Annotated in this window: 7 protein-coding genes; 1 reads left to right on the forward strand and 6 read right to left on the reverse strand. The window is 56.7% G+C overall.

Annotated elements, in window-relative coordinates; translation table 11 throughout:
* Positions 1-664, reverse strand: a 664-nt coding sequence (locus P8Z34_15170) for a hypothetical protein (GenBank protein MEJ2552014.1), incomplete at its 3' end; no start/stop codon positions are given.
* A gap of 735 nt (positions 665-1,399) precedes the next feature.
* Between P8Z34_15170 and P8Z34_15175 the strand changes: the two genes are divergently transcribed.
* Positions 1,400-1,561 (forward strand): hypothetical protein, encoded by a 162-nt coding sequence (locus P8Z34_15175; GenBank protein ID MEJ2552015.1) that lies wholly within the window; start codon positions 1,400-1,402, stop codon positions 1,559-1,561.
* Positions 1,562-2,048: 487 nt separating this feature from the next.
* On the opposite strand, the gene P8Z34_15180 is transcribed toward P8Z34_15175, so the two are convergent.
* From P8Z34_15180 to P8Z34_15200, 5 genes are all read right to left on the reverse strand, one after another.
* Positions 2,049-3,041, reverse strand: a complete 993-nt coding sequence (locus P8Z34_15180) for a hypothetical protein (protein ID MEJ2552016.1) — start codon at positions 3,039-3,041, stop codon at positions 2,049-2,051.
* The gene (locus tag P8Z34_15185) at positions 3,041-6,964 is read right to left on the reverse strand and encodes a DUF6519 domain-containing protein (protein MEJ2552017.1); all 3,924 of its coding nucleotides are present in this window, start codon (positions 6,962-6,964) and stop codon (positions 3,041-3,043) included. The genes P8Z34_15180 and P8Z34_15185 overlap by 1 nt, the downstream gene beginning before the upstream one ends.
* Positions 6,965-6,975: 11 nt before the next feature.
* A complete protein-coding gene (locus P8Z34_15190; GenBank protein ID MEJ2552018.1) occupies positions 6,976-9,288 on the reverse strand; it encodes a hypothetical protein in 2,313 nt (770 codons plus the stop codon).
* Position 9,289: 1 nt separating this feature from the next.
* Positions 9,290-11,950, reverse strand: coding sequence for a hypothetical protein (locus tag P8Z34_15195; GenBank protein MEJ2552019.1), 2,661 nt, complete (start codon positions 11,948-11,950; stop codon positions 9,290-9,292).
* A partial coding sequence (locus tag P8Z34_15200) for a baseplate J/gp47 family protein (GenBank protein MEJ2552020.1) occupies positions 11,947-12,641 on the reverse strand: 695 nt, incomplete at its 5' end. The genes P8Z34_15195 and P8Z34_15200, both read right to left, overlap by 4 nt.

Here is a 12,641-nt window from a genome sequence, read left to right on the forward strand (position 1 = left end):
TGGGAGCCGGGAATTCCCTTACCTCAGGATCGGTTGGATCGTTCCGCGTCCATTCATCCACCGCGCGCTGAAAGCGAACGATCCGGATGTGACGGCGGATAATGTCGCGGAGCACGCGGTCATCGCCATGTCTCTCAAAAATCTGTCTTACCCGCCACACGGCCCAGGGAGCGCTGAGTTGCCTCACTAACCTATGGGTTGTCAGGAGGTTGTCATACGCCTCTTGTTGAGCGCCTACCATCTCATACTCCAGTCTCGTTTGAAACCAAACGATCTCTTGATTAATAGCGTCCAATATAGCCTGGCGTTCTGAGGGAAGCGATTCTCGCAGAATATTAAGGATCGCTCGCTGTTCGACAGCTGGAGTCGTTCCAACATTTAGCTCGCGAATGAGAAGGATACGCGTGTACACGTCCAGATCGGAAAATGCGGGATCGCCGGCGAGCCACCGCTCCACGATTTCCTGTGCATAGTCATCGCTGGTCGTGTCACGCCTAGTAGGACCATATCCTACAGGATGTCCCTGCCGGCGGATCAACCTCAAGTAAGCCCGCAAGCTGATGAGGTTGAATCGCCATTGATGAGACGGTACGTTTTGCCGCTGGATCTTCCGCTCCGTCGGCTGAATGCCTGCCCCGGCGAATGGTCCGCTTTGTTGAATCACATGTGTAAGCTCATGCGCAAGAAGCCATCTGCCTCTCGTGCTCGACGGGGTGTACTGCCCCGAAGCGAATGCGATATCACTGCCTACCGTATATGCACTCGCGTTAATCCCCTGCGCCGATTGAGAAGCTCGGGCATCGGTATGGACCCTGACTCGGCTAAAATCATGCCCAAATCGCGGTTCCATAAACGAGCGCGTCGCAGAGTCCAAAGGATGTCCTGACGAAGAGACGACTTGCGCTACGAGCGGTGAAACCAGTTGCCCTCCTCCGGCTGGTCTGTGAGCCCTCACCGTCTGCCCCTGGTCCTCCCGAATGCGCACCACCTGGTCGGCTGTCCGATCTGCCTGTTGCTCATATCGATCTCCCGGTGTACTTAACGTGAGTTTGGGCTGGAGTGTCAGCCCGGAACCGAGATTGGGTAATGGGACGTAGCCTTCCGGCGGGGATGGGGTCAACGCTCGTCCGAGCCCTGATTGTCCTGTGGGATCGTAGGGCGAACAGACAACCCATCCATTGTAGTAGTGCTGGAAGCATACGAAGGGCGGCGGTGGGGCGTCTCTCCGAGGTACGTTTGGATCGTGTGGATAAGGGGACTGACGATACGCGCCGGGCCAGAGCTCAACGGTAGGTCCACATAAGTCCGCATGACAAGGTAAATTTTCAGCAAGCCTATCTGGTGGACATACCATACGCGGTACGCAATCCGCGGGTGCCTGCGGAAGCGCCTCACCTGCTTGTCGACTGCCTCGTCTGCCTTGCAATTCAAGCAAGCGAGAAAACTGCTGCAGCGCCTCGTCGAGCCGCAGGCGATCGACCTGCAATCGTGGGGATTGCGCTGGAGGCACGCGCAGCGTTGGCTCGTCGAGCGTCTGTCGAAACACATTGGACCGATGTAGGAACGCTGGCGCCTGGTTCCTGACTGAAGGGCGGAAAGCATTTCTGGGCTGATCAGGATGAAGATTATGTGTATTCAGGTGGCCAGGTCCAACATCTTTTCCACTACATTGGGGGCACGTACCTCCACAGGTACAGTGGCGATGTTGTGTTGGTTCCCCCATGCGCATGACTCGATCGGCCACGCGATCGGCCTCCATTTCATCTCGATCTCCGGGCGCACTCACCCGGAGTTTGGTTTGGACACCTGCGCAGCGTGGACATCCTCCGTCGCAGGCGCAGAAGTTCAAACCCGATTGCACGTTATACTCACTCGACCCCTCTAAGGTCGAGCTGGCATTCAATTCAGAAGGCTCCGAAGACGCGCGACGATGGAAGACCTTCTGCTTCATCTTGGGTCTCTCTACCAACGCCTGCATTTTTTCCTACCTACCAAATCGATATATCCGACCGTTGATTACCAACTACATTTATAACTGCCAAAAGCGATTACCGATTTCCCAACTGAACGTCGATCGTCTCCTGCTTGCCGGCGTTGAAGCGCACGGCCGATTCCGAACTGTACAGTTCATTACCGTCGATATCTTCCACCGTCAGGTATAAATCTGCACCCGGTTCCAAGCCCTCTTTGAAATCCTGCGTCCGATAAGTGATCTCGTAATTGCCCGCATCATCGGTCGTGACTACACCGAGCAAGTCATCGTAGCGACGATCTTTGTCGTACAACCGCACGATGAGTCCGGATGCAGGCTTTCCATCCGCACCCGTCACCCGACCCTTGACGATCCAGGGTTCGTCCTTTGTTTTGGGGCTTTTCTTCTTGGTCGTGGTCGTCTTCTTACCGGTATCAGTGGAAAAGCCGCTCGTGGTCGCACGGCCGGCCTTAAGACGGCCTCCGGCGATCTCCAGGCGTATTTCCTGATAGGCTCTGACTCCCGCTTCGAGTCGAATGGGTTGTTGATCCCGCTGGATCAGCTTGCCTTTGGAATCACGAACGGCAAGGTACACCTCGGTCTTGCCGGATTTCTGGAGTTTTGCGGTGATCTGCGGATCGACCCGAATGGCATAGTAGCCCCGTGAATCCGTTTGGGTTTCACCCAGATCTTTGATTTGGCGGCCGCTTTTATCTTCAAGCCTGATCGTCAGCGAACCCAGGCCGTGTTGATCCACCTTCACCACCCGCCCGTGAATCAGACCGTCCCCTGCAGCGACATGTGGGGCCTGGATGCGGGCAAGTTCCAGCTCAACGGCCGTGGCTGCGGCGCGCTTCAAGCTCGTCTCGGCGCGCGTCTTCAACCGCAAGACGCGTGGATGATCGCTTCCCAGCTTGCGCTCCAAACGAGCGGCCTCTCTCTGCATCAGGCTGCGGTGGAATAGTTGGACATCCTTGAGGTTATCCACCGAAACTGGCGGGTTGCCCAACAGCTGCAGCACTGCGGTTTCGAGATCGGCGAACTTCATCTCTTTTAACTTCTTTTCCATCAGGAACTCCTCCCTAACAGCAGACCTGCAAACATTACCAGAAGCAAGAACGGATTTTCAGCCACCCTCTCCTGGACGCCCTGGCAGCTTTCCGAAATCGGAAGCATGACCAGATTGCCGTTTGATACTCTCAAGTGGAATGAGGGCAAGAAAGCATCCAGTATACTGGCGGCGATGGTGCAGTGGTTGCCCTGGTTGTTGGTCGTGTTGTTCATGAACAGGCTAACGCTCAAGAGCGATAGACGGTATTGAATCGCATACAAATCCAGTGTTTCTTTCATGCGGTTGTCGCTGGCTCGCAGATTCATGCTTGCCAGTACCGTGTTGATCTGGCGAATCAAACCCTGTCCTTGACTTAGTGCGGCGGTCGTTGATTCCAATCCCAATGTGCCCAGCAGTTCGGATTGATTGCCGTCGAAGCCCAAATCATCCATCGTCAGAATCAGCTGCGAGATGGCGGCCTTGCTGCCTGATGCCAATCGGGTCTGATTGGCATTGAACAGCACCGTCCCGCTGGGCAGAAGTGGATTCGGATCACCGAAGGCGGCGGTTCCCGGAACGATCTGTATCGGCTGGAAGTAACTCATTTCATTCAAATTGGTCGACCACAAAGGAGAGCCACTATTGGAAGAAGCTCCGCTGTCGCTCTCTGCCTCACTAACCTCCTCACCGGACGCAGGCGTTTCGGAGGCTTCGAATTGACCTTGTTGCAGCCCAATTTGGGTGAAATTATGCAACCCGCCCGCATTGGCTATCAGGACAGATCCCACCAACTTGTCCAGGAATGATGGACCAATCCGGCCAACCCCGAATTGATTGCCGACGATCGAGGTAGCGCCAAAAGCCAGCAGCGTCAAAGCCCGCCCGATGGGTTGATCGACCAGGTTATCCGAGATCATTGCGGCGAAGGCACTCTCGACCGCCGTATCGCCATCTGATAGCGATGGAAGTGCAACCGCCACGACGGTGATGCCGCCCCACAATCCGGATTGCGGCGTTGATGACGTATCGTCCGGAACGCCGTTGGCCAGGATGCGATTGCTGCGAATGTCGATCTGATCCGCGAAAAGCATGAATATTCCGCAAACCGGATTTTCTTGATCCGTGCCGTTATTGCGGATTTCGTTTTCACGGATGAGCACATCCTCCCCCAGCCCGAGAGATATACCGCCCAGCCCCCGTGCGCTACGCATCTCCACACGCTGCTCGTCATTGGAACGCCGCAAACAGCGACTGATCGTGTTTCCAATGATCGTTAAACCGACCATATACCCGCCCAGGACTCCGGTATACAGATTCAAGACCAACCAGTAAACCAGGCTGGGCTCGGCGGTAACCAGGCGCATGAGTCGTTCAGCATCGATCCAGTCACTCAGTTTGAGATAGGGCACGCCGATTCCCGATAACCCCATGTTGGCAATATCATTCTGCTCGATAACAACGTCGTAGATGAAATCAAGCAAGTAGGAAAGGTTCACATCGAATTCATCCTCGACCTCCTCCACCTCAAATTCATACAAATTTCCGAACTCCACCTGGTCGACGATTCGAACCTCGCGCAAGCGGAGACCGGACTGGTCGACCCAGGCTCGCTGCTCTCCTGGTTCCACGTCTCTGATAATGAAGTAGCCGTACTCATCGCTGACGGCCGTGTTTGTGGCGCCGTCTTCGGCTTCCATGACCACAGGAATATCCTTCAGCAAATTCGCACCCTGGCGAACGCTTCCCCAGATATCCGTATCGCTGGCAGTGAAGACGACTTCCTCTGCCGACGGCATTTCATCGGTTTGATCCTTGATCTGGCCGATCTTCGGCACCCCACCCAGCGTGATTCCGTTGCCGGACCCGCCAACGATCGTGTTACGCCGGATGTCGACGTTTTCCGATCCGCCTTCGACCCGGATGCCACCTTCCGCTGCAAATGGCATGCTCGGGATGATTTCGAAGTCATAAAAGGCAAAGTAGCCTTCGATGAAGTAAACAAGGAGTTCAGGATGGAGAATGAATACCTCCCAATCGAAACAGTCATCGGACGGATTGGTAGTATCGTCGCCATCGAAATCATCCGGCGGCGGAACCGCATCCACCGGAACCACCACAATTTCATTACGCTCGATCAGCACGCGCTCTCCCTGGACCAGGATGGCTACTTCACCTCCGGCCTTATCCAGCATGCGGATCTTGTTGTGATGGACGTTGACGATGCGCCCACCGTCCAACCGAATGGCATGCTTCAGTGCTTCGATGCGGTTACGGCGTATCTCGATATCCCAAAGCGATTCGAGATCGCTGCCCATGCATACGATGGCTTCCCCTTCCAAGCTGACCAATGTCATGTCTTCCAGCGTGATCCCGTTCGAATCTCGAACTGTGATGATGGGATCGCTGAGCGCTTCGTCATCGGGCACGACATGTGTGCGCCGCCCGCAGCCAGACAGGGTTACGTTGCGTTTGCCTTCGATGACGACGTTGGCACAGTGCAATCCGGGCAGCAGGCAAAGCTTTCCACCGGCCTCGGGCAGATGGCGCAATGCCTCATTGATGTCGTTGAAGTCCCCGAAACTGACGACGCCATCACCGACGGTGAACGTGCAGCACACGGTTTGATTGGTTAGTGGTCGGAACAGATCCCGGCAATCCTTGATCTGCCCGGCGTCGAAGGTGACGTCCGTATCCGAGTCCCAGGTCACGATGGCCAAAGGAACCCGAATCAGCGTGACCCCCTGTGGCGGCAGGTCGTCGACCAGGGCCACGGGGTTACCCAGGCCGCCGGCTCGCACGTCGAATGTCCAGAAATCCCCCGGAAGGTAATTGCCCGCTGCGGGGGCGTCGAATTCGAGGTAGATGCCATCCCCCAGCTGCGTCGGATCGGTCGGCGTCGTGACTTTGGGGAAGTCGCTCATGAGTCGGATTTCGTTCCACAGACGGAAGAAAACCGTGCCGGAAGGGACGGTGGACTCGGTGTAGTGTTCTGTGCTGACCTCGAGGTCATCATCATTCAAGCTGACCTCGGCGCCGTAGGTGACCCGCCAATGGCCGCTTGCCTGATCCTCCTCGATCACTTCCATATAGAAATTCGTCAAACCGGACATCTTGATGGCCTGATCGTTGGCTTTGATCGTGACTTTCTTGGATGCGCCGCCCAAATCACACTCGCCCCGTCCAACCAAACCAGCATTGAATTGTGACCACTTGAACCTGGCCTGCGCGCCAGTGACCTTGGCGACTTCGATACGGTACAGGGCGTGCTCGAATCCCAGAAAGCCGCCGCCTTCCACCACAGGGCAAGGTCCCGAACCCATCTCCACCGGCTTGAGTGTTGCCTTGAGCCTTCCCTTGGTCGCCGGGTCGTCCTGGACCTGATCATAGACCGTTCCGCAGACGTCTTCATTCTCCAGGCGGAACAGGCGGAAGCGCGATTCGGTGAGGACCCGCTCGGTAGTATCCGGGCCGCCCAGAGCCGGCTCGTAGAAATCGGACGTACGCTGGAAGGCGTTGAACGCCTCTCTCCACACCTCCAACACCACCGCATCACGCGTGCCGTCGGCGATCGATGAAACCGTTGGTACAGGTGAGTGGATCGGCGGGCCAAAGTAGGAAGCTGTGCGGTCCAACGTGGTGCCCGGGCTGCCCGGCAGCTCGACTCCGACTCCATCGGCCCAGCCAAACCCCGGCTGCACCTCGAGCTTCACCTCGCTGCCGTCGACCCAAGCCCGTTCGATTTTGAAGGCATCCGAGTTCTCGGTCGGTATGGCCATGACGCGTGCGCCGACGACGTATCGAGCAGCGCGATCGCGCCAGTACAGCGACAGACGGGTTTGATCGTTCCAATCGGCATCGGTAAGCACCCGACCCTGCTGGTGCAGGACGCCGTTGAAGTTCGTGTCCTTTATGGGATTCCATCGGGAGAAGTCGCCCTTCATATCCTCTCTCCTTATGTCACTGGTACCAGAATCGGTCGCACACCGACCGGCATAAATTCACGGAAACGAATCTGTAGATTGCGCCATTTATGGGCTTCCAATAGAAAACCGTAGGCGCCCATTTGATCGTCATTGGGGCCACGTTCGCGGATGCGGAAATCGGACGCCCATGCCACCTGTGCATATCCCGGTGCTCCGAAAATCTCACTCACGAAGCTCAAATCGGCCTGCGTGCCGAATACACATCCTAAATTCTGGGGAATGCGATCATCCGGGCTGCTGATGTAGCTGTAGCGGATGCAGCCCCGTTGATTGTCGAGCACTTCCAGCTTATGCACCCAGATGCCGCCGCGGCCGCTCAGCGTCTCCACCCGCATCCTGCCGAACACGGTCAGCCCATTAACCTGTGTGGGTGGTCCATAACCGTCGGCCGGATTGGTCACGCTCGATAGTGCAAAATCGTTCGTCGAATCGTCTCCGATTCCCTTGCCGGCATCGAGTATGGAATCGCTTAGTGTGAGCTGGTAACCGCGATCGATGGCCAACGGACCACAAATCGAGCGGTGGATCACGATTTCCGGAATCTGATCGAAGTCGCCGGCTTCCGAAGCCGGAAATCCGTAGGGTGTGGAGAGCTTCATGGCGGTCTCGATCGCTTCGCGAGGTGCACACACCGGCTGCGCGCCTCCCGGGTCCAGGGTGCACTCGACGATCTCGAGCTTGTCGACGGCCGCCCGGGCAATCAATGGCTGATGGGCCGGGAAGGAGCTGTCTCGGGTGAGATACAAGCCCTCCAGGCGAACGCTGATTTCAGCCGCCTGGGTTGGATCCTTCGGCCGAAAGCGCAGCGGCTGCTTGAGTTTGATGATCGGTCGTTGACCATCGGCCGCGCGGATGATCAGCGATTTGGCCAAATTGAGATTGGGACCTCCATCCTGGTTTTTCTTTCCCTGTACGAGGCTGAGGTCGAGAACATGATTCAGGCTGTCGTGAATCTCCACCAGGCGGGGTGAAGCGGCGCTGTCCAAATCGTCCAGCGATTTTCGCAGCTCATCGGGATCACCGCTGGCATGCAGGTTTACATCGAACGTCACGACGCTTTCACCACCCACATCTTGCGGTGCGGCCGATTGGCGAGTGGCCGGGTGCGCACCCACCTGGCCCACGGCGCCATAGGTGTAGGTCACGAACATGTGATCCTTCAACGCGTCGGCCTCGGCCGCGCTGCTGACACCGATGATGACTCGCCCGTATTCCGGATCGATGGCAATCTGACGATCGGCCAACGACCTGACCATGCTGTCTTCCCAGGCATAGAGCTCCTCACCGCGAACGGTCCAATTCACCCCGTCATCATCCGGCCAGGTTTCGCCACCGAACTCTGGTATGGGCAGATGGAACTGCAAACCGACGTCGCTCACTTCGAGTGGGTCGGAATTCGATACAGAAGGATCGTATGTGTCGATCGAAAAATAGGCTTGCGGATTGCCGGCCGCCGAATCCTGGGTGAGCCTGGCACGAGAGATGAAACCCGGCACCCGATCAAGCTCAGTGATGACCGGCGACGACTGCGTAGGATCGAACTGATAGGTATTGAGCAGTCGGACGGGCTGCCCCAGGGGATGCAGATCGAATCGTGCCAACACCACCGTTCCCAGATCTACGCTTCCAGCCCAGGCCGGTTTGGCATAGCGCACACGATAATCTTTCAAACGCCACAGGAAAATAACCAGATTGGGCAGGTTGCAACTGACATCGCCGAACGCAGGCGGCCGCACATCGGCCACGTGTGCGAAAGGATCGAAAGGCGTGCCCAAAAGGCTCAACATCGCCGGATCGCGCACATTTACAGTGCCGCCCCGGATGGGTGTGAAACGCGTAACCGTCGGCTCGGCATATGGAGGATCCCCACCTTCGTCCGGGCGTTGATGGTTCAAGTGTTGATTCCAGATCAGGTTTTCCAACAGTTCGACGCAATGGACTCCCCACTTCGTCAGGTTGTAGGTCAGGCGCTCCAGGCTCGCCAACGTCCCTTTGCGCCGCCGCAATGCAATCGTATCGGCCACATCGGCCCGCAAGGTCCATGGGTCGCCCGACAAATGGCTCGTTCCAAGCAGATCGCCGATGTACGGGATCACCCAGGGGTCGCAAGTCTCGATGAACAAGTCGTTGTAAAGAGCTTCGATGTTCTCATGCACGGCTCCGAAGACCGCCTCAACCAACGCCAGGTAGCGTTTGAGCTGATAGGGCGGCGCGACGCTCTCATCTTTTATGCGGTAGATCTCCGGCAGTCGCTCGTAAAGCGGGACGCGTTTATCAGCCATATCAACAAGCCTCCGTGGCTGGCGTCGAAATCGGACTGAGCTTCAGCAGGCCAGAATAGAGCGCCAAGATGCGATCGCTGTCACATGCCAAATCGGTGTTGAAGACGGTCGTAGTGGGCAGCGTCAGAGTCTTTGGGGCATCGCTTACACCCAACGATTGCAGAGCCTTGACCTTGGCCCACAACACGCCTTCGACGTTCTGAATGATAGCTGCGAGGCGGGAGGCGTACTCCGGCTGGCCAAAACTCCGCTGCGCTTCAGCCAACAACCCCCGGGAACCATCGACCCCGGACTTCTCCTCCCCAGCCAACCCCAGAGTTTCTTTGATGTCCAATTCGACGTCGGTTTGTTGATAGGTCGCATCGAATGCTACGTCGGCGGCGAGAGCGATATATTCCCGCTGGCCCTGGATGATTTCGATCGGGAAACGTTGCGCCCCTCGGCAGCGGTTGTATTCATTCAAGGTCTTACGGACCGCGTTTATTTCAGCGCTGCGCCCGCTGTCCATCAAGACCGTAACGACGACGGATGGTACGCCATCCACCAGGTCCCAGGCAGCCATGGCTTTTGACACCCCCGCGATCGCCAGCGCCACGCTCTCATAATCTTTAATGCTCACGAGGCGATCCAAACTCTGCACCTTGCCTGGAGCGGCCGCCCGGGCGTTGTCGCCCGTCTCGGCCGAGTCACCGCCGCTCACCAAACCCGGCAGCAGAATCTTATCCAGGTTGTCCAATTTCGAGCCGGCTTGTACCGTCGTGTCGGTTTTCAACACGCCGTAGGCGGCGTTGCCGGTACGATATTCAGCGACGACGTTCTTGAGGCCGGAGGGCAATCGCTTTCCTGTCTTACCATCTCCGAACTGCACCCAACTTACGCCTTCGTGGTCTTCGCGCACGATATAAACCTCATCATCCGCCGCACTGGTGAAGAAAGTCGGCACTCGTTTCCACAAACGCCCGTCGACGTAGATTTTGAGTTCGGGAACTTCGGGTGGCGTTTCAGACGAGACGGTGTGGTATGTCAGTGGGGTCTTGGGAAGCTTGAAGGTCTGAAACCTCTGGCGGGAATCCCCATTACCCAAAACCTTATTGCGTTCGCTTTTGCCCTGGGTGGCTTCGATCAGGTTGCCATAAACGGTGACGGTCGGCTCGTCCTCATCGAAATCCTCCAAATCGAAGGAATTGGGAACGCCGGAAAGGGCCACCGTCCAAATCCACTTGTGCGTTTTATCCCTGCCGGTTAAAGTGAAGTCGGTCTTTTTGGAGGAAATGGTGATCTGTTCGAGTGTACCATCCTGGTCCTCGAACATAACCTTGCGGCCTGCCAAGCTGACAGCGGCGTCATACGTCCCGTAGAAGTTGAGCTGCTTTCCGGAGATGCTTCCGCTGTTCCAATCCGCAGGAGCGTGCAGTGTCAGCGAAGGCCCCAGAGTCTCATGAAATCGCAGCGAACGTACGTCGGCGTATGGAGAAGCCCCGGACGTTCCGGGGACCAACAATGCATCCAATTCGATTACCGTAGACGCGCCGGTCACGTTGGCCCACATGAACGAGTCAGAACGAACGTCTTTAATTGTGCGCACATAGGTGAACGGATAACGGGTGGTATACGAGGAGAAACTCACTTCACCCTGGCAGATGATCTCACTGCCGGCTGCCAGATCATCGACCTCCTGGGCCAGTGCCATTTCCTTGCCTTTGAAGATCGAGTTGTGTTGGGGAACGTAATAGGGTCCTGAAGGGGTAAACAGCATGCGGCTGTAGGAGGTCGTATCGTAGGTCAATGTATCACTGCTTGAGTTGTAGACAGGAATCTGCGCCGGGGCGGCGTAACCATAGTGACGAAAACTCCGCCCCAATTTGTACGCCGTGACAGTCGCACCTCGCGTTTCCGTTAGTTCGCCTTCGAAGTGGATGACGGTGCGATCGAGTACTCTCTCTACCTTGGACACGATCAGGATTTCAGATTTCTTCTGGGCCGGCAGCGAGTGTGAACTACTCACGTAGGAGACCGGATCCGGCACCAACATCAAGCGATCGCCTTTGCCGATCTCCGCTTCCGCCAAACGATCAGGGTTCGACGAACCGTCGACGGCATGCAGTTCCAATTTCCTCAGGCCGCTGGATACGGCCGCCATCGACTTTCTCGGTCTGTATAAACGAAATTCACTCAAGGCGGGGTAAGCCGTAAGTTCGTAGGTAGTTTCGAACTCGCAGGTTCCGTCAAGCCCTTTCACCTGGGCCTTAATCGGAAATCCTTTGGGAACGATGGCGATCTTTTTCTTGATTAAGAAGGCGAAGGTGCCTCTTCCGCCGATGCCCGGCGCAAGTCGATAACCCAGCAAACGCACCAGATCCGAGATACTCTCCCGCCACTCCGCCGTACGCAGATAGACCTCATTGGCGTAGACTTCTTGATAGAAAGTGAGAATATCTCCCAAGACTGCTGCACCTTCCAGTAAAGCAATTCCCGGATCATCGCTTACCCGATAGGTCCACCCGGCGAGCGCGGCCTCTTTGTTCATCTGACGCAGGATCGTTTCCCGGAAGTCCGACCAGGTGCCAATGCAATAGCGAATGCGGCTCAATCCAGGCCGATTATGGATTCGCCTCGGGAATGGGTCCGGCAAGGCACAATCGTTGCGGCAATCAGGTTTCATCGACGGCCTCCCTGGATATCGAAGTGGATCGTGCCGTGTTCCTTGTGGTCGGGGTCGTTTTCGACCAGGATGATTTCATTAGATCGAACCCGGATGACGTCACTCGTTCCGGAAGCAGGTGCATTCCAGCGTTTCATGGCAGCTTCGATTACATGATCGACACCGCGTATGGCCTGGATCGGACCGACCAGTTGACTTTGGTGTAACGCCTGGCCGAACGTCCATCGGTCGGGATGGAAGAAACCCAGACGGCCATCGGGTGTGTATCCGTCTGAAAATTCCTGTTCCAGGATTTCTCGAACATGCTCGACCCAGTAATCGGGATGGATGCAAAGCTGAACGACGATCTCGAGTGGCACGAATTCCGGGGGTCGAATCTCGAGATCCTCACCAATGAGGCGCACGGCCTCCAGGTGGCGCATGACCTTCTCTTCCAGCGCCTCACCCAAGGTTGTGCTTCCCACCGGATCGATCGTCACGCGCACCGTGCGCCAACTCCCCGTCCACATATAGCGGGCTGACGCCTGCGAAACCTCTCTGAGTTCTTCCGCTCGATTGACGTAGTCCTTGAGAGTAATGGCACGCAGTTGGCGGTAACGGTAGGCTTCGGGTACGCGACGGATCAATTCCGCCACCAGTTCCGGCGCCCGACCGTCATCGGCGTCGAAGGGATTCCACACCTCGGTTATAT

This window comes from Anaerolineales bacterium, assembly GCA_037382465.1.
Taxonomy (GTDB): Bacteria; Chloroflexota; Anaerolineae; order Anaerolineales; family E44-bin32; genus WVZH01.